At 39.6% G+C, this 19,445-nt stretch carries 17 protein-coding genes; 15 read left to right on the top strand and 2 right to left on the bottom strand.

The genetic code is table 11. The annotated features are described in order from the left end of the window. Window positions 1-34 precede the first annotated feature (34 nt). The 14 genes from HMPREF2867_RS10745 (at window position 35) to dltD (ending at window position 14,245) form a co-directional block, all read left to right on the top strand. Window positions 35-631: a thymidine kinase gene (locus HMPREF2867_RS10745; RefSeq protein WP_021144015.1), complete on the top strand. Its 597-nt coding sequence runs from the start codon at window positions 35-37 to the stop codon at window positions 629-631. Window positions 632-668: 37 nt separating this feature from the next. Then, window positions 669-1,748: a peptide chain release factor 1 gene (gene prfA, locus HMPREF2867_RS10740; protein WP_004182370.1), complete on the top strand. Its 1,080-nt coding sequence runs from the start codon at window positions 669-671 to the stop codon at window positions 1,746-1,748. Further along, complete coding sequence (gene prmC, locus HMPREF2867_RS10735; protein WP_022496713.1) at window positions 1,745-2,578, top strand: peptide chain release factor N(5)-glutamine methyltransferase; 834 nt, start codon at window positions 1,745-1,747, stop codon at window positions 2,576-2,578. Before prfA ends, prmC begins: the two co-directional genes overlap by 4 nt. Continuing rightward, on the top strand, window positions 2,565-3,170 hold the full coding sequence (locus HMPREF2867_RS10730) for an L-threonylcarbamoyladenylate synthase (protein ID WP_048675511.1): 606 nt from the start codon (window positions 2,565-2,567) through the stop codon (window positions 3,168-3,170). Before prmC ends, HMPREF2867_RS10730 begins: the two co-directional genes overlap by 14 nt. 92 nt (window positions 3,171-3,262) lie before the next feature. After that, window positions 3,263-4,513, top strand: coding sequence for a serine hydroxymethyltransferase (gene glyA / locus HMPREF2867_RS10725; protein WP_070577380.1), 1,251 nt, complete (start codon window positions 3,263-3,265; stop codon window positions 4,511-4,513). A gap of 5 nt (window positions 4,514-4,518) precedes the next feature. Then, the gene (locus HMPREF2867_RS10720; RefSeq protein WP_070577379.1) at window positions 4,519-5,496 is read left to right on the top strand and encodes a nucleoid-associated protein; all 978 of its coding nucleotides are present in this window, start codon (window positions 4,519-4,521) and stop codon (window positions 5,494-5,496) included. Window position 5,497: 1 nt separating this feature from the next. Beyond that, window positions 5,498-6,109 carry a lysozyme family protein gene (locus HMPREF2867_RS10715; protein WP_037597899.1) on the top strand — a complete coding sequence of 204 codons (612 nt, stop codon included), beginning with the start codon at window positions 5,498-5,500 and terminating at the stop codon, window positions 6,107-6,109. 30 nt (window positions 6,110-6,139) lie between these two features. After that, window positions 6,140-7,879: an ABC transporter ATP-binding protein gene (locus HMPREF2867_RS10710; RefSeq protein WP_070577378.1), complete on the top strand. Its 1,740-nt coding sequence runs from the start codon at window positions 6,140-6,142 to the stop codon at window positions 7,877-7,879. After that, a complete protein-coding gene (locus HMPREF2867_RS10705) occupies window positions 7,869-9,617 on the top strand; it encodes an ABC transporter ATP-binding protein (RefSeq protein WP_070577377.1) in 1,749 nt (582 codons plus the stop codon). The genes HMPREF2867_RS10710 and HMPREF2867_RS10705 overlap by 11 nt, the downstream gene beginning before the upstream one ends. A gap of 175 nt (window positions 9,618-9,792) precedes the next feature. Further along, complete coding sequence (locus HMPREF2867_RS10700; protein WP_002885174.1) at window positions 9,793-9,924, top strand: teichoic acid D-Ala incorporation-associated protein DltX; 132 nt, start codon at window positions 9,793-9,795, stop codon at window positions 9,922-9,924. An 8-nt stretch (window positions 9,925-9,932) separates the two neighbouring features. Further along, the gene (gene dltA / locus HMPREF2867_RS10695; RefSeq protein WP_070577376.1) at window positions 9,933-11,483 is read left to right on the top strand and encodes a D-alanine--poly(phosphoribitol) ligase subunit DltA; all 1,551 of its coding nucleotides are present in this window, start codon (window positions 9,933-9,935) and stop codon (window positions 11,481-11,483) included. Then, window positions 11,480-12,727: a D-alanyl-lipoteichoic acid biosynthesis protein DltB gene (dltB, locus tag HMPREF2867_RS10690; protein ID WP_070577375.1), complete on the top strand. Its 1,248-nt coding sequence runs from the start codon at window positions 11,480-11,482 to the stop codon at window positions 12,725-12,727. Before dltA ends, dltB begins: the two co-directional genes overlap by 4 nt. Window positions 12,728-12,744: 17 nt before the next feature. Continuing rightward, window positions 12,745-12,984, top strand: coding sequence for a D-alanine--poly(phosphoribitol) ligase subunit DltC (dltC, locus tag HMPREF2867_RS10685; protein WP_002891149.1), 240 nt, complete (start codon window positions 12,745-12,747; stop codon window positions 12,982-12,984). Beyond that, window positions 12,977-14,245, top strand: a complete 1,269-nt coding sequence (gene dltD, locus HMPREF2867_RS10680) for a D-alanyl-lipoteichoic acid biosynthesis protein DltD (protein ID WP_070577374.1) — start codon at window positions 12,977-12,979, stop codon at window positions 14,243-14,245. Before dltC ends, dltD begins: the two co-directional genes overlap by 8 nt. Before the next feature lie 166 nt (window positions 14,246-14,411). On the opposite strand, the gene HMPREF2867_RS10675 is transcribed toward dltD, so the two are convergent. Continuing rightward, a complete protein-coding gene (locus tag HMPREF2867_RS10675; protein ID WP_070577373.1) occupies window positions 14,412-17,048 on the bottom strand; it encodes a calcium-translocating P-type ATPase, PMCA-type in 2,637 nt (878 codons plus the stop codon). A gap of 210 nt (window positions 17,049-17,258) precedes the next feature. Continuing rightward, window positions 17,259-18,989: an aminodeoxychorismate synthase component I gene (gene pabB / locus HMPREF2867_RS10670; protein WP_070577372.1), complete on the bottom strand. Its 1,731-nt coding sequence runs from the start codon at window positions 18,987-18,989 to the stop codon at window positions 17,259-17,261. Window positions 18,990-19,135: 146 nt separating this feature from the next. Between pabB and HMPREF2867_RS10665 the strand changes: the two genes are divergently transcribed. Beyond that, on the top strand, window positions 19,136-19,445 hold a 310-nt coding region (locus HMPREF2867_RS10665), incomplete at its 3' end, for a hypothetical protein (protein ID WP_070577371.1).

Genomic DNA, 19,445 nt, shown 5'->3' with positions numbered 1-19,445 from the left:
AATAAGTACAATACATATTTTAGAGGAGACTGGTTTGGCACAACTTTATTTTCGCTACGGCACCATGAATTCTGGGAAATCCATTGAGATTCTTAAGGTTGCCTATAATTACGAAGAACAAGGAAAACCAGTAGTATTGTTGACCAGTCGTTTGGATAATCGAGATGGGGTCGGCTATATCTCTAGTCGTATTGGCATGAAACGGAAGGCCTATCCTATTGGTGATGATACGGATATTTTTGGTTACATTGCTAATATGGATCCACGACCTTACTGTGTTTTAGTTGATGAGGCTCAGTTTTTGACCCGTGCGAATGTCTATGATTTGGCACGAATTGTTGATGAGTTAGATATCCCAGTGATGGCTTTTGGTCTCAAAAATGATTTTCAGAACAATCTCTTTGAAGGTTCTAAATATCTCTTGCTTTTGTCTGATAAGATTGATGAGATTAAGACCATTTGTCATTATTGCTCGAGAAAAGCAACCATGGTCCTTCGTATGGAGGATGGGAAGCCAGTTTATGAGGGAGCACAAGTTCAAATTGGAGGACACGAGAGTTATATCTCCGTTTGCCGAAAGCACTGGTTTAATCCACCTCAAGAAAACATAATCCCTTTGAATAAGGCCTAAAAACGACTATTAGTTATATAAGGAGTAAAGATAACAAATGAACATTTATGATCAGTTACAAGCGGTTGAAGACCGTTATGAGGAATTGGGTGAATTGCTTAGTGACCCTGAAGTCGTTTCAGACACTAAACGCTTCATGGAGTTGTCACGTGAAGAGGCAAATACTCGTGAAACGGTGACAGCTTACCGTGAGTACAAGCAAGTTATTCAAAGTATCTCAGATGCTGAAGAGATGATTAAGGAAGCAAGCGGTGACCCTGATTTGGAAGAAATGGCTAAGGAAGAACTCAAAGAATCCAAAGCCGCTAAAGAAGAGTATGAAGAACGCTTGAAAATTCTTCTCTTGCCAAAAGACCCTAATGATGACAAGAATATCATCCTCGAAATCCGTGGAGCCGCAGGTGGTGATGAAGCTGCCTTGTTTGCAGGTGACCTTTTAGCTATGTACCAAAAATACGCAGAAACACAAGGTTGGCGCTTTGAGGTTATGGAAGCATCTTACAATGGTGTTGGTGGTATCAAAGAAGTGGTTGCCATGGTTTCAGGACAATCAGTCTACTCAAAACTCAAATATGAATCAGGAGCACACCGTGTACAACGTGTGCCTGTGACTGAGAGCCAAGGTCGTGTTCATACCTCGACAGCAACTGTTTTGGTTATGCCAGAAGTTGAAGAAGTAGAGTACGAAATTGATCCTAAGGACCTTCGTGTCGATATCTATCACGCATCTGGTGCTGGTGGTCAGAACGTCAATAAGGTTGCGACTGCGGTTCGTATGGTTCACATTCCTACTGGAATCAAAGTAGAGATGCAAGAAGAACGTACGCAACAGAAGAACCGTGATAAAGCCATGAAGATTATCCGTGCGCGTGTTGCGGACCACTTTGCACAAATCGCTCAAGATGAACAAGATGCTGAGCGTAAATCTACTGTTGGTACAGGGGACCGTTCAGAACGTATCCGTACTTACAACTTCCCACAAAACCGTGTAACGGATCACCGTATTGGTTTGACCCTTCAAAAATTAGATACGATTTTGGCTGGGAAAATGGATGAAGTCATTGATGCTCTTGTTCTTTACGATCAAACTCAAAAATTGGAAGAGCTTAACAAATGATTCTAGCGGATGTTCTGGCTGACTATGAGAAGCAGCTTGAGGCAGTTGGAGAAGAGCCAGAGGCCCTTTCCTTTGTTTATCGTGGTTTGAAGCAGTGGGACTTGACTCATTTTGTTCTTCAATTGCGTCAGGAAGTTTCAGAGGAAGATGCTGAGCTATTAGCTCATGTATTTAGCCAACTAAAGAATCACAAGCCTGCCCAGTATATCTTGGGCTATGAAGACTTTCATGGTTTACGTTTTCAGGTTGATGAGCGTGTCTTGATTCCACGTCCTGAAACTGAAGAACTAGTGGACTTGATTTTAGCGGAAAATCCAAGCACAGATTTTAAGGTTCTTGATATTGGAACTGGGAGTGGTGCTATTTCGGTATCTCTGAAAAAGAGTCGCCCCCTTTGGCAAGTAACAGCTAGTGACTTGTCAGCTGATGCCTTAGTACTTGCTAAGGAGAATGCTAAGCTAAATCAGGTAGCCATCAGCTTTGTTCAATCAGATGTTTTCAAAAATATTTCTGGTAGTTTTGATATCATTGTGTCAAACCCTCCCTATATTTCTGAAAACGATAAGGACGAAGTTGGGGTCAATGTCTTGGCGAGCGAGCCAAAGATGGCCTTGTTTGCTGATGAAGAGGGACTTGCCATTTATAGACAGATTATTGAGGAGGCATATAAGTATTTGACTCCTAGTGGAAAGCTCTACTTTGAAATTGGCTATAAGCAGGGAATGGATTTGAAAAAGCTCTTGTCTCTACATTTTCCAGATAAGCGAGTGCGTGTCCTTAAGGACCAATTTGGACAAGATAGAATGGTCGTGATGGATGATGAAAAATAAGAAAGTGTTAAGAGAAATCTTGTCTGACGGTGGCGCAGTCGTTCTTCCTACAGAGACTGTCTATGGTTTATTTGCTAAGGCTTTGGATGAGAGTGCTGTGAACCATGTCTATGAGCTGAAAAATCGTCCTAGAGATAAAGCCATGAATTTGAATGTCGCTTCTTATGAAGATATCCTGTCTTATTCGAAAGAGCAGCCCGACTATCTCAAAAAAATTTATGATGCTTTTTTGCCTGGACCTTTGACTATAATTTTAAAGGCTAATGACCAAGTACCCAAGTGGATTAATTCAGGATTGGCGACGGTTGGCTTCCGTTTGCCAGACCATCCTGTTACTAGAGAACTGATTCAAGCAGAAGGGCCTTTGATTGGTCCCTCAGCCAATAAGTCTGGGAAGGCTAGTGGTCGTTATTTTGACCAAATAAGAGACCAATTTGATTTTCAGGTGACTGGCTATCAAGATGATGATGCCTTGTTAGGTGTAGATTCGACAATTTTGGATTTGTCGGTCTCACCTGCTAGGATTCTCAGACAAGGGAAGATTACAAAAGAAGACCTATTGGCGGCTCTACCCGAGTTGACCATAGAATAAATGACTAACAGAGACCTATGGAAGTGTGAGATAATTTCCGACTGTATGTGGGTGAGTTGATTGAACCCCATTAGACCTCAAAGGAGACCTCTATGATTTTTGATAAAGAAGATTACAAAGCATTTGACCCTGAACTATGGAACGCCATCGATGCCGAGGCTGAACGTCAGCAAAACAATATTGAGTTGATTGCCTCTGAGAACGTGGTATCTAAAGCTGTAATGGCTGCTCAAGGAACACTCTTGACTAACAAGTATGCAGAAGGCTATCCAGGTAAACGTTACTATGGTGGTACAGACGTGATTGATGTGGTTGAGTCACTTGCTATTGAGCGTGCCAAAGAACTTTTTGGAGCAAAATTTGCCAATGTGCAACCTCACTCAGGTAGCCAAGCTAATGCAGCAGTTTACATGTCTTTGATTCAACCAGGTGATACGGTTATGGGAATGGATTTGTCAGCGGGTGGTCACTTGACACATGGTGCACCAGTTAGCTTCTCTGGTAAGACCTATAACTTTGTGGCTTACAACGTTGATAAAGAAACTGAACTTCTTGATTACGATGCTATTCTGGCTCAAGCTAAAGAAGTACAACCAAAACTCATCGTGGCTGGGGCTTCAGCTTACTCACGTATCATTGATTTTGCTAAATTCCGTGAAATTGCTGATGCTGTAGGTGCCTACCTCATGGTAGATATGGCTCACATTGCTGGTCTTGTAGCCTCTGGTCATCATCCAAGTCCAGTTCCTCATGCACATGTGACAACAACAACAACCCACAAGACACTTCGTGGTCCTCGTGGAGGTTTGATTTTGACTGATGATGAAGATATCGCTAAGAAATTGAATTCTGCGGTTTTCCCTGGTTTGCAAGGTGGACCATTGGAACACGTTATTGCTGCTAAGACTGTTGCTCTTAAAGAAGCACTTGATCCTGCCTTTAAGGAATATGGGGAAAATGTTATCAAGAATGCTGCTGCCATGGCGGATGTTTTCAATCAACATCCAGATTTCCGTGTTATCTCAGGTGGAACTAACAATCACCTCTTCTTGGTTGATGTGACTAAAGTTGTTGAAAATGGTAAAGTTGCACAAAACGTTCTTGAAGAAGTTAATATTACTTTGAACAAGAATGGTATTCCTTACGAGCAATTGTCTCCATTCAAGACATCTGGTATCCGTGTTGGTAGTCCAGCCATTACAAGTCGTGGTATGGGTGAAGCTGAGAGCCGTAAAATTGCTGAATTAATGGTTGAAGCTTTGGAAAATCACGATAAACCTGAAGTTTTGGAACGCATTCGTGGAGAAGTTAAAGCTCTTACAGATGCCTTCCCACTCTATTAAAAACTATGTTAGATTTATATATTAAACGCATTATCATTCACCAGTTTTCGCCAAATGATACGGAGCTGGTTTTAGCCGAAGGGTCTCTTGAAATAACGCCACGCTTAGATGAGTATTTTCGAAAAAAACTCTCTAAAGTTTTCTCAGATGAGGCTAAACGTGGTTATTTCGATGCAGAGAATGTTTTCATCAGTCATTTAGGAGATGATTTGATGGAAAGCTCAGTCAAGATTGCCCAACTTTGGAAGGAAGAATTTGTCATTTCTGAAGATCAAAAGACCAATGATTTGGTCTTTATTCAGTTTGACAAAGAAGGGCAAGAGTATTTTGCTTTCTTGCGTATTGCTCTCAAGGATAGTTTGATTCATTCTTTGGGAGATAGCCAACATCCTATTCAATTGTCACAAAATAATTTGCCTTCTGCGGCCCAGACACCTGATGAAGCTTTGGTAATCAATCGTAGTAGTAAGCAGTATTATTTGATTGAAAAGCGAATCAAGCATAATGGAAGCTTTGCCAATTATTTCTCTGAAAATCTGTTGCAAGTCCAGCCTGAACAATCTGTCAAGAAATCGATTAAGATGGTTGAAGACACTGCCCAGAAGATTGCCGAGAATTTTAATCAGGATGACTTTAACTTCCAAGGGAAAATGAAATCTGCTATTTTCAATAATTTGGAAGAAGATCAAGAGTTATCACCCGAAAAATTGGCAGACCAGCTCTTTGATAATAATTTGACAGCTCGTTTGACCTTTGTTGATGAGCTCAAAGAGGCCATACCTGAGCCTATCTCGGTATCAGATATTGACCATTCACGTCAAATTAAGAAATTGGAGAATCAAAAATTATCGTTATCGAACGGAATTGAGTTAATCGTGCCTAATAATGTGTATCAGGATGCTGATAGTGTTGAGTTTATTCAAAATCCTGATGGTACCTACTCTATTCTCATCAAAAATATCGAGGATATCATCAATAAATAATATGTTTAAATGGATAAGACGTCTGGCGGTTTTTGTCGTAGTCCTCATCATAGGTATCCAATGCTATCGAATCCATGCCAATATTCAACATGTCTTAACCTATGAATCCATGGTTAAGGAGGTTTTGGCAGAGGACGACATTGATAATACAACCAATGTCGATTTGGTTCTGGCTATGATCTACACAGAAACCAAGGGGAAGACAGATGACGTGATGCAGTCCAGTGAAAGTTCTACAGGGGTGACCAACTCCATAACAGATCGAAAAGAAAGTATTCGTCAAGGGGTGACGGTGCTGTCGGAAAATCTGGAAGAAGCTGCCCACCATAAGGTGGATCCTTGGACAGCAGTACAAGCCTATAATTTTGGTAAGGCCTATATTGATTATGTGGCTGATAATGGTGGAGTGAACACCGTCGAACTCGCAAAGGCTTACTCTAAAAATGTCGTTGCTCCGAGTCTAGGAAACACTAGCGGGCAAACATACACCTATTACCAACCGGTTGCCATGTACTATGGTGGCGGAAAACTTTATACAAATGGCGGAAATATTTACTACGCTAAGGAAGTACAGTTTAATCTCTTTTTGATGCGTATGTTCTCGCGCCTCTAAGAGTAAGGACGTTAAACTTAGGAAAGACAAATGAAAGCATTATTAGTTTATTTTAGAGGATATGTCAAAGACAGTATCCTGGGACCTGTTTTTAAATTAATCGAAGCCAGTTTCGAACTTTTGGTTCCCCTAGTGATTGCTGGGATTGTCGACACAACTATTCCAAATAAAGACCAAAATCATCTGTTTATGATGATTTTTCTCTTGTTCGGACTTGCCGTTATTGGGGTTGTCGTTGCTATTTCAGCACAGTATTTTTCATCCAGAGCAGCCGTTGGCTATGTCCGAGGTTTGACCAATGATTTGTATACGAAAATCATGCGTTTATCAAAGGAAAAGCGGGATGAGATTGGAACGTCAAGTTTGGTGACACGTTTGACTGGTGATACCTTTCAAATCCAAACGGGCATCAATCAATTTTTGAGGCTCTTTTTGAGGGCGCCGATTATCGTGACGGGAGCCATTATTATGGCATTCCGAATCAGTCCACGCTTGACCCTTTGGTTTCTTGGCATGGTCTTGGTATTGACTCTTATTATTGTACTAGCCAGTCGCATCGTCAATCCTTTATATGTCAAGATTCGAGTGATTAATGAATCGATTGTTACCAATACGCGTCAACAACTTGAAGGTATGAGGGTTATTCGGGCTTTTGATCAGAGTGAGCGTGAATTAGATAACTTTACTACTGTCAATAAAGACTTGAAGAAGTGGCAGCTCAAAACAGGAGTAATAGCAAGTCTCATTAGTCCTTTGACTTTCTTGGTTGTTAATATGACCTTGATTGCTATCCTTTGGCAAGGAAATCTGCAAATTCAAGCTGGTCTTTTGTCTCAAGGGATGCTGATTGCTCTGGTCAACTATCTCTTGCAAATTTTGACGGAGCTTCTTAAATTGGCTATGATGTTGACCAATCTTAACCAGAGCTTTATTTCGGCGAAAAGGGTACAAGCTATTTTTGAACTCCAAGATGAGGATATTGAGGCACCTTTAACACTCAGGAAGCCAGATCGGTCGGAAGAAGGACTTGCTATTGACCACATGACCTTTACCTATCCGACAGCTAGTCAACCGTCACTAAAGGAGATTGATTTAAAGATTGCTAGAGGTGAGTCACTGGGTATTATTGGTGGTACTGGTTCGGGTAAATCGACCTTGGTAAACTTAATCATGAACTTATATCAACCTCAGATTGGTTCTTTAGCTATTTTCAAAAATCAACAATCACCAAAAAATCTTAAAGAGTGGCGTTCTTGGGTTGCTTATGTCCCACAAAAAGCTGAGTTATTTAGGGGAACCATTCGTTCAAACTTGTCACTAGGACTTGATCACAAACCAAGTGATAAGGAATTGTGGCATGCTCTTGACATGGCTCAGGCTGCTGACTTTGTAAAAGACAAAGACCTTGGTTTAGATGAGCCAGTTGAGTCGTTTGGCCGTAATTTTTCAGGTGGTCAACGTCAGCGCTTGACCATTGCGCGTGCGTTGATGAGACCAGCGCCGTTCTTGATTTTGGATGACTCAACCTCAGCCCTAGATTACCTGACTGAAAGTCGCCTACTAGCGGCTATTAGGGATAATCTTAAATCAACTAGTTTAATTATTATTTCGCAAAGAACAAATAGCCTAAAAGCAGTTGATCAAATTTTAGTGCTTGATAAGGGGCATCAAGTTGGCTTGGGAAATCATGAAGCATTGCTTAACACTAATAAACTCTATCAAGACATTCATTATTCTCAACACCAAAAGGAGGTCGCTGATGAAGGCTAGAAATAACAAATCAACGCTTAAACGTTTAAGTAGAGATATCTTAAGTCAGCGTTACCTCTTTGCCTTAGCAGCTATTGGGACCATTGTTCAAGTTGCCTTAACGGTTTACTTGCCTATCTTAATTGGTGATGCAGTGGATGCTGTTCTTAAGATGAATGCCGTTCTTTTGATGTCACGTTTAATATGGCAGATGCTTGTAGTTATCATAGCCAATAGTGCGATTCAGTGGCTAAATCCTTTAATTTATAACCGTTTGATTTACTCTTATAGTGAAAGTTTACGTGAGAGAGTCATGCTGAAAATTCATGCCATGCCTCTCAGTTACCTTGACCGTCAAGGGACTGGAGATATGGTTAGCCGTGTGACTACAGATAGTGACCAATTAAATAACGGACTTCTCATGGTCTTTAACCAATTTTTCGTCGGGCTTTTGACTATATTTGTTATTATCATTACCATGGCTCGTTTGGACTGGTTCATGATGCTCTTAGTTCTAGTGATGACACCCCTGTCAATGCTTGTAGCACGTTTTATCGCCAAGAAGAGCTATCAACTCTATCGCAATCAAACCAAATGGCGAGGCATGCAGACTCAGTTGATTGAAGAAAGTTTGACTCAAGAAGCCTTAGTACAGAGTTTAAATGCTCAAGACCAGATGGTTAGGAGTTTTAAAGACGTCAATGGTAAGTATGCTGATTATTCACAGGGAGCTATCTTTTATTCGTCAGCGGTTAACCCAGCTACACGCTTTGTTAATAGTCTGATTTATGCTCTCATTGCAGGTGTTGGAGCCTATCGTATCATGTCAGGTGGCGCATTTACAGTGGGACAATTGACTACCTTCCTAAACTATGTCACTCAGTATACGAAGCCTTTCAATGACATTTCGTCTGTTCTTTCAGAACTTCAAAGTGCTTTGGCTTGTGCCGACCGCCTTTATATGATTTTAGATGAAGATGAAATACCAGAAACAGGCAATGTGGTTTTGGAAGAAGCAGATGTGCAAGGACAATTTAAATTTGATCATGTTCAATTTGGTTATTTGCCTAATAAACCTCTTATCAAGGATTTGAGCATTGATATACCTGCGGCAAGTACTGTTGCCATTGTTGGCCCTACAGGAGCAGGCAAATCTACCCTCATTAACCTGCTCATGCGTTTCTATGATTTGGACAAGGGTCAAATTTTACTTGACGGTAGACCTATTACAGATTATACTCGTGAGAGTCTTCGCAAGCAGATTGGGATGGTTCTACAGGAAACTTGGCTAGAGGTCGGCACTATCCATGATAATATTGCTTACGGTAATCCAGAAGCCAGTCGTGAAGAAGTTATAGCAGCAGCCAAGGCTGCCAATGCAGATTTCTTTATTCAGCAGTTACCCCAAGGCTATGACACCTACTTAAATGATGCGGGTCAATCGCTTTCTCAGGGACAACGTCAGCTTTTGACCATTGCTCGCATATTTGTCAATGTGCCTAAAATCTTAATCTTAGATGAAGCCACTTCAAGTATCGATACCCGTACAGAGCTTCTTATTCAAGAGGCCTTCGCTAAATTAATGAAAGGTCGAACAAGTTTCATCATTGCCCATCGATTATCTACCATTGAAAATGCGGACCTTATTTTGGTCATGAATAATGGGGATATCGTTGAACATGGAACCCATGAACAACTGATGCAAGCTAAGGGAATGTACTATCATATGCAGACGGCCCAAAAGACACAAAATAGTTAAATCCGACAGAGCTTTTAAACTCTGTTTTTTATGATTTTAGCCAATCATTTATCACGGAAACCTATTAATGAAAAAGAAATGAAATTTAGTTATTTTTTCTTTTTTATTGGAAAAAATACTGATAAGATGGTAAACTAAAGAGGATATTATATAAAAAAAGGTATCGAAAATTAGAATGTTAAAACATAAAAACGTCCTGGTATTTTTAGGACAAACCTTGCTTTATTTCGCCATTTTTATGGCCCTAATTTATCTCTACAATTACCTAGGACAAGGTCAAGGTAATTTTATCTATAACGAATTTTAGGAAGAATAATGACGAATACAAAAATTAAAGATATGATCGAAACGATTGAGCAGTTTGCCCAATCACAACCTGACTTTCCTGTTTACAATATTTTAGGGGAAGTTCACACTTACGGTAACTTAAAAGCTGATTCGGATAGCCTAGCTTCTAAGATTGATAGTCTTGATATTCCAGAAAAATCACCTGTTGTGGTTTATGGTGGTCAAGAGTATGAAATGTTGGCGACTTTTGTAGCTTTGACTAAATCTGGTCACGCTTATATTCCAATTGATAGTCACTCAGCTCTTGAGCGCGTGACGGCAATTGTTGAAGTGGCAGAGCCTAGTCTGATTATTGCTATCAATGACTTCCCACTTGAGGATGTCCAAGCACCAATCTTAACATTGGATCAAGTGACAACAGCTTTTGAAAGCAAGACTAGCTACGAAGTGACTCATTCTGTTAAGGGGGATGATACTTATTACATCATCTTTACCTCAGGAACGACAGGTAAGCCTAAAGGGGTACAAATTTCACACAATAATCTCCTTAGTTTCACTAACTGGATGATTACGGACAAGGAATTTGCGACTCCAAAACGTCCTCAAATGCTGGCTCAACCGCCCTATTCATTTGACTTATCAGTAATGTACTGGGCACCTACATTGGCACTTGGAGGAACACTTTATGCGCTTCCTTCAGCTATTACTCAGGACTTCAAGAAGCTCTTTGAAACGATCTTCTCACTTCCAATTGCTATTTGGACATCCACACCATCATTTGCAGATATGGCAATGTTGTCAGAAGACTTCAATGCAGAGAAGATGCCAGAAATTACGCATTTCTATTTTGATGGAGAAGAGTTGACTGTCAAGACTGCTCAAAAGCTTCGCCAACGTTTCCCAGAAGCACGTATTATCAATGCTTACGGACCAACTGAAGCAACTGTAGCCTTATCAGCAGTAGCAGTAACTGATGAGATGCTAGCTAACCTTAAGCGTTTGCCGATTGGTTATACCAAGGAAGATTCACCGACTTATATTATCGATGAGGATGGCAATATCCTTCCAAATGGTCAACAAGGTGAAATCATCGTCTCAGGACCAGCAGTTTCAAAAGGATATATGAACAATCCTGAAAAGACTGCGGAAGCCTTCTTCGAGTTTAATGGCCTTCCTGCCTACCATACTGGTGATGTAGGAACGATGACCGATGAAGGTCTCCTTCTTTACGGTGGTCGTATGGACTTCCAGATTAAATTTAATGGTTTCCGTATTGAGTTAGAGGATGTTTCACAAAACCTTAATAAGTCTAAGTATATTGATTCAGCAGTAGCTGTGCCACGTTACAATAAAGACCATAAGGTTCAGAATCTCTTGGCTTATGTGATTCTTAAGGATGGTGTTCGTGAGCAGTTTGAACGTGAAATTGATATCACCAAGGCGATTAAGGCTGACTTAGAAGATATCATGATGTCTTACATGATGCCTACTAAGTTCCTCTATCGTGAGAGCTTGCCTTTAACACCAAATGGGAAAATTGATATCAAGGGTCTTATCAGTGAGGTTAACAACCGATGATTGACTTCTTGAAACAGCTCCCCCATTTAGAAGCCTACGGTAACCCCTTCTATTTTATCTATCTTGGATTAGCTCTATTGCCAATCTTTGTGGGTCTCTTCTATAAAAAGCGTTTTGCGATTTATGAATGTTTGGTCAGTCTAGCCTTTATTGTTCTTGCTCTGACAGGAACACATGCTAGTCAATTACTAGCCTTACTCTTCTATATCGTTTGGCAAATCATCTGGGTTTATTCCTACAAACATTACCGCAGTAAAAAGGACAATAAATGGGTTTTCTATTTACACTCATTTCTTGTAGTCCTTCCCTTGATTTTTGTTAAGGTAGAGCCTGCGATAAATGGTACTCAGTCACTCTTAAACTTTCTTGGCATTTCTTACTTGACCTTCCGATCAGTTGGTATGATTATCGAGATGCGGGATGGTGTCCTTAAAGAGTTTACACTTGGAGAATTCCTCCGATTCATGCTCTTTATGCCAACCTTTACGAGTGGTCCTATTGATCGCTTTAAACGCTTTAACGAAGATTACCAAGCGATTCCTGAGCGAGACGAGCTGATGAATATGTTGGAGCAAGCTGTAAAATATATCATGCTTGGTTTCCTCTATAAGTTTGTTTTGGCTCAGATTTTCGGAAGTATGCTCTTGCCTTCACTGAAAGCACAAGCTTTGGCTCAGGGTGGTATCTTTAATTTACCAACACTTGGTGTCATGTATGTTTTCGGTTTTGATCTCTTCTTTGACTTTGCGGGTTACTCGATGTTTGCCTTGGCAGCATCAAACCTTATGGGGATTAAGAGCCCAATCAACTTTGACAAACCTTTCATCTCACGAGACTTGAAAGAATTTTGGAATCGCTGGCATATGAGCTTGTCTTTCTGGTTCCGTGACTTTGTCTTTATGCGTTTGGTTATGGTTTTGATGCGAAACAAGGTTTTCAAAAACCGTAACACGACATCAAATGTGGCCTATGTCATTAATATGATGGTAATGGGATTCTGGCATGGAGTTACTTGGTACTACATTGCTTATGGTATTTTCCATGGTATTGGTCTAGGAATCAATGATGCCTGGTTACGTAAGAAGAAGACCATTAATAAAGAGCGTAAGAAAGCTGGTCTTGAGCCACTTCCTGAAAATAAATGGACGAAGGCTTTGGGAATCTTTATTACATTTAACACTGTTATGTTGTCATTCTTGATTTTCTCTGGATTCTTGAATGACCTCTGGTTCACTAAAAAATAAGTAAAGGAATTATAAAAATGGATGTAAAATCAGAAGTTATTGAAATTATTGATGAACTCTTCATGGAAGATGTTTCAGACATGATGGATGAAGACCTTTTCGATGCTGGTGTTCTCGATTCAATGGGAACAGTTGAGCTTATCGTTGAATTGGAATCACGTTTCGATATTCGTGTGCCAGTTTCAGAATTTGGTCGTGATGACTGGAACACAGCTAATAAGATTGTAGAAGGGGTAACGGAGCTTCGCAATGCTTAAGCGTTTATGGCAAATTTTTGGCCCTATAATTTGTGCCTTAGTCTTGGTAGTAGTAGTTATTTTTTCCTACCCTCAAGGCAGAAAACATAGTTATGAGGTTGAAAAACGTAACGCAGTAACCTTGACAACTGAGAACTTTAAGAGCCGTATTAATAAGACGACAGCTCTTTCTGATAAGAATCATCGATTTGTCCCTTTCTTTGGGTCTAGTGAGTGGTTGCGTTTTGATGCCCTTCATCCAGCTGTTTTAGCTGAAAAGTACGACCGTAACTATCGCCCATACTTTATTGGACAACGTGGTGCTGCATCTCTAAACCAATATTTGGGAATGCAACAAATGCTTCCAGAATTACAAAACGGTACAGCTGTCTACGTCTTGTCTCCACAATGGTTTACTAAAAAGGGGTATAATTCTGCAGCCTTTCAGCAGTTCTACAATAACGATCAACTTAGTAGTTTCTTAAGTGAAACTCAGACGGATGCAAATTCTCAGTATGCAGCTCAACGTATCTTAGAGATGAAGCCTGAGATTACTATGAAATCTCAACTTTCTAAAGTGGCTAAGGGGCAAGAGTTAAATTCACTTGATAAGACTTATATTCAATTTATGGCAGAGCTTAATAAGCGAGAAGATGCCTTGTTTAGTCCTTTAGCAGCCTCAAATAACGCTAATTACGAGAAGAAAGTTCTTCCTTATCTTAAAGAGTTGCCAGACAAGCTCTCTTATGAGGCACTTGATCAGGTTGCTGTAAGAGATGCAGAAGCCCATACCAAGTCAAACGACTTTGGTATCGATGACCGTTTCTATAAGAAACGTTTGTCTAAGAAGATTGGTAAACTTAAAGGTTTCCAGAAAAATCTTTCTTATGAAGTTTCACAAGAATACGGTGACCTACAGTTGGTGCTAAATCAATTTGCTAAGTCAAATACTAACGTCATTTTTGTCATCCCACCTGTTAATAGCAAGTGGATGGCTTATACGGGACTTAGTCAAGAAATGTATGATGCTACGGTTTCTAAAATCCGTTATCAATTGGAAAGTCAAGGCTTTACCAATATTGCAGACTTCTCAAAAGATGGAGATCAACCTTACTTTATGCAAGACACCATTCATATGGGATGGAAAGGGTGGGTAGCCTTTGACAAGGCTGTTGATCCATTTGTAAGTAATCCAACACCTGCACCTAGCTATAACTTGAACGACCGCTTTTATAGTAAGGATTGGGCAGGTTATACAGGGAGTCCTAGCCAGTTTAAGTAACACACAAAAAAAGGCTTTCGAAAGCCTTTTTATTATAGAGCAATAAGTGAATAGTTTTGCTTTTATATTTTTTTCATAGGTTAACTTTAGAAATTTGGAAAAAGGATTGGGTTTTACTCCCAATCCTTTTTATCACTTTAAAGACTTGCAATACCTAAAACAGATCTTATTTGTTTTTAGTTAGAGCTTTTCGGATTAAATCAGCAGGGATAATCAAAACCGCTATAAGAAGAGCAATGAAATAGTGTTGAACATCCATTGGAACGGTACTAAATACTTTACCACCGAATTGAATGATCAAGGTTTGAACGACTGCAATAGAAATCATTACAATTGAGAATTTCTTGTTTTCGCTGATATGTTCAAAAACATTGAATCCATTACTACGTGTGTTAAGTGAGTTGAAGATGACAGCATAGATAAATACTGTAAATGTGAATGTTGTGACCATTTCAAAGTTACCAGTTCCATTTGTGATAAAGTCTTGGATACCACCAACATTTTTAAGAATGGCTAAACATACGACAGTAATGAAGACACTTGCAACTCCGATAGCGGATTTCATATAACCAGTAAGAATATTTGCTTTCTTAGCAACTGGTTTTTCGTTCATATAACGATCTAGCGTAGGCTCTTCACCAAAGGCAAGGGCAGCAAGTGTGTCCATGATAAGGTTAATCCAAAGAATTTGGATGATTGTAAATGGCTCTTTGAGACCCAAAAGTGGTGATAGAAGTGACATGGCAATAGTCGTTACGTTAACAGTTAATTGGAAGATGATAAATTTACTTACTGACTTACTCATAGTACGTCCATAGAGGACGGCTTTTTCAATCGAAGTCAATGAGTTATTCAAGATAACGATATCTGAAGCTTCACGTGCAACTTCAGTACCATCACCCATTGAGAAACCGACATCAGCTGATTTTAAGGCAGGTGAGTCATTGACCCCATCACCTGTCATACCAGCGACCATTTCAAGGTCTTGAGCTGCCTCAATAAGACGTTTTTTATCCATTGGAAGGGCACGACTTACCACTTTTAAGTGAGGCAATTGTTGTTTAAGTTCTTGATCTGAGAGGGCAGAGAGTTCATCGTGAGTAAGAACAAGGTCATTTTCTCCAGTGACGATACCGGCTTCTTTAGCGATAGCAACAGCGGTTTCTTTACGGTCACCAGTTACCATAACTACTTGAACACCCGCACGGTTCATTGTTTCAACAGTTTGTTTAATTGAAGAGCGAACGTTATCACGGATACATACGATACCAATCAAGACTTTATCATTACCATCTGTATTGAGGATAGCAAGCAAACGCATTGAACGGTTAGCTTGTTCCAATGACAATTCTTGGAAACGAGCTTTAATATCATCTGTAAAGTTTTGTTTATTACCATCTTTATCAAGATAGTAGTAGCAGTCATTTAGGATGAATTCTGGGGCACCTTTGATGTAAGTTTTTCCGTCCTTAGTTGTTACACTTGCGAATTTTGTTGCTGAGTTGAATTGTTGCTTCTCAGTAATTGTGTTCGTATCGAAATCAAGTTGAGAACGGCCAATAAGGAAATCAAGAAGTGCACGGTCAGTGGCATTACTACCAACAGCACTGCCATCAGCTACCATGGCATCGTTGTTAAGACCGATACCATTAATCATTTCAGCTTTAAGGCTATCTGATATTGTGTCAAAATCAGGAGCATCAGTTTCACCAGTAGCCGCATAAAGTGTTCCATCAGCAAGGAAGAAGTCAACTACAGATAGTTTACCTTCTGTGATGGTACCAGTCTTATCACTGAAGAGGATATTCATGTATCCGGCTGTTTCAATGGTATCAGGATGGCGAACTAAGATATTTTGAGCTAAAAGTCGTCCTGAGTTCATTGAGGAAACGAGTGCCAACATCATTGGCAGACCTTCTGGAACGGCCATGATGATGATTGTAACCGCAAAGAGAATTGTTTCAATGATAAGGAGGAAGATTGAACCACCATTGAGGTTATTAGCCTTATTAAGGGCAATAAAGCCTAATACAAGGTTGATTACTGAGTATGCAGCACCTGCACTATAACCGATGACACCGATATTACCAGCAAGCTTGTTAAGTTTCTCTTTAGATGGTGAATCTTTACTATCTTCTTGAAGAGAAGTATTGATGCTTCCAAGAACGGTGTTATCACCAATTTGTGTAGCTTCCATAACAGCTTCACCCGAAGTAACAACTGTACCACGGAAGACTTTGAGCTCTGTAAAGAGATCCGAAGAGTCTGGCTCTTTTTGATCACCAAGAGGAAGTTTTTTAGCATCTTCACTTTCACCATTAAGGACAGCTTGGTTGACTTTCAACTCACCTTCCAAGATGATACCATCAACTGGAATCTTGTCCCCTGATTGAAGGAGAATCTGATCACCTTTTACAATATCATCAACGAGAACTTCTTTAAGTTTACCGTCACGATAAACCTTAGCGTTAGTTTTTGAAGCCTCTTCTTGAAGAGTGTTGAATTTTTGCTCATTTCGGTATTGTGAGACTGCTGAGAATCCAGTAGACATCAAAATGGCGAAAATTAGTGAGATAGCCTCATACCAATTAGCTTCACCAATAGCAGGGAAAATCATTCCAACAAAGTTGAAGATGATTTTTAATCCTAAGGCAGCCAAGAGGATAAGAATCCATTGATCTTGGAAGGCTTCGATAAAGATTGAGAGGAGCGAGTTAGCCTCTTTACTAGAGAGCCTATTATCGCCATGGGCGTTTTTACTTGCTTGAACTTCAGCGGAAGTCAAGCCTTTAAATTTTTTCATTTAAGGTTTGTATCCTTTCTAAATTGTTACTCAGTTTTAAGTCTAATAAATTTAAAGCCAAATAGTTCGTCATTTCAGTCAAGATAACTGGAATAACTATCAGTAAGTATTATACTTTATTTTACTACTAAATGGTTGATTTTTTTACCAATAGAATATTGAAGTTTCTTTAGTAAGAGTAGGAGAGAACAAAGAACTCGCTTTTTTTGTTTAGATATAATTATCTCCCTCCACCTTCAATTCATACAACCCTCTTACCGCATTACATCCGTAGATGGCCTGAGCCTGTTTCAGATCTTTTACAGTCAGGACTTTTTCTTTCAGCTTATTCTCAGCTATAAGACTTTGTCTGTAGATGCCATTTAAGAGGCCGAGGTGAACTGGTGGTGTGTAGAGTTGGTCTTCGATTTTAAGAACGATGTTACCGATAGAGGTTTCTAGGAGTTGTCCCTCGTGATTATAATAGATTTGTTCGTGAGGTTCGATACTAAGGTGAGGACGGTAACTTGTTTTAAAGAAGGTATAGGGGCTATCCAACGGATGTCTTTGCTCAACTAATCTTGCTTGGCAAAAGTCATCAGATAAGTTTGTTAATTGGCTATGTTCAAACTTCAGTTCACCATCTTTTTTAAGGGACAATTTAAGACGGTAGTCTGTGTTAAGGTCTAGTGATTGGCACAGAGCTGTGGCTTGATTGTGCGCTTTTTCTGCATTGAAAGGATAGTCAAAGTATCGGCTACTCTCTTGTAAACGTTTTATATGCTCCTCCAGAAAGAGGAGTTTTCCTTGATGAATACGACCGGTAGAAATGAGATCGAATTTTGGGTTCTGACGGTACAGAACTGCAGCTTTTTGCTTGGTTTCTTCGTATTCGGATTCCCAGTTACTGTCCCAGGTAATCCCCCCTCCGACACCATAGATAGCCTTGGTTTCTTCCATTTGTAGTGTCCGAATGGCTACGTTGAAAATACTAAGTCCCTGTGGCACCAAGATTCCAATAGCCCCACAATAAACACCTCGAGGCTGTTTTTCAACCTTCTTAATAATCTCCATGGTTGCTATTTTGGGGGCACCTGTAATCGATCCGCATGGAAAAAGGGCTTGGAAGACATCGCATAAACTTCTATTTGTCAGGAGTTGCGTTTCAATTGTCGAAGTCATTTGCCAAACTGTAGAGTATTGTTCAACTTGGCAAAGGCTCTTGACATCTTCACTTCCTATTTTAGAAATACGATTCATGTCATTTCTAAGAAGATCGACAATCATCATATTTTCAGAGCGATTTTTCTGGTCCTGAGCTAGCCATCTTGCTTGTGCAAGGTCAGTTTCAGTTGTTAAACCTCGATTGGTAGTACCTTTCATAGGACGAGTAGTCAACTTATCGCCATCTTTTTTAAAGAAGAGTTCTGGACTTATAGAAATGATAGAAACATCATCGTGCTGAATAAAGGCATTGTAATGAGCATTTTGCTCAACAACCAATCGATTGTAGATGGCAAAGGGATCAGCTGTCAGGTTCTGTTGAAGTTGAACAGTATAATTGACCTGATAAGTATCACCTTGTCGAATATGGTGGTGTATATGCTCAATAGCAGCCTTGTATTCCTCAGCAGAAGTTAGCTCTTGCCAAGATTTTGGTAAGGTAATAGGGTCATAAGTAAGTGGAATAGGCTCTGTTTGAACAGTTTCATGAATAGTGAAGTAGAGGAGATACTCAGACATTAATGGACCATCAATAACCTGAAATTTTGTCTCGAAGGCAGGGGCTGCTTCATAGGAAACATAACCTACTGCATAATAACCTTCATTTTGATAGGCTTCGAGTTCATCTAAAAGGGGTTTGACTTCCTTAATGTCCTTTGTTTTTAGTTCTTTAATGGCGTCTGTAAAGATTTGTCTGACACCAAGTTCTTTAAAATCAATAACAGTTTTCTTATGCATACATAGAGTATAACATAAGAAGTTTCCCTCTGGTTCTTTTTCATGTTTTAATTATCTTTCTCAAAATTTTAACCAAAAATGAACTTTTCAGATAGTTTTACATATGTTATAATGATAGGGACTAAAAGAAGATTTTAGAGGGAAATATGACTGAAAAAAATAACTTTGAGAAAGGCAACAGCAACCTTTCAAACAATAAAATGAAAAAAGGCACTTCTAAGAATTCATGGAAGCACCAGATGTACGAGCTAGAAATAGCTATTGCTAAAGAGTCAAGTAACAAAAAAAGAAATGAACTCATTAAACTTCATAATGGCTATATGAGTGAGTATGATAGCTTAAAGAAACAAATCATATGGTTAGCCGTCTTGGGAATTTGTTTCTTATTAGTATTGGCAATTTTTGGTTATTTTATTTGGAATAGTTACAATAGTGAGAATATGTCTTATACATCAT

The organism is Streptococcus sp. HMSC064H09 (genome assembly GCF_001812625.1).
In the GTDB taxonomy this organism is placed as follows: Bacteria; Bacillota; Bacilli; order Lactobacillales; family Streptococcaceae; genus Streptococcus.
The sequence above is the reverse complement of the archived record's forward strand: the minus strand, read 5'-3'. Positions and strand labels throughout refer to the sequence as shown.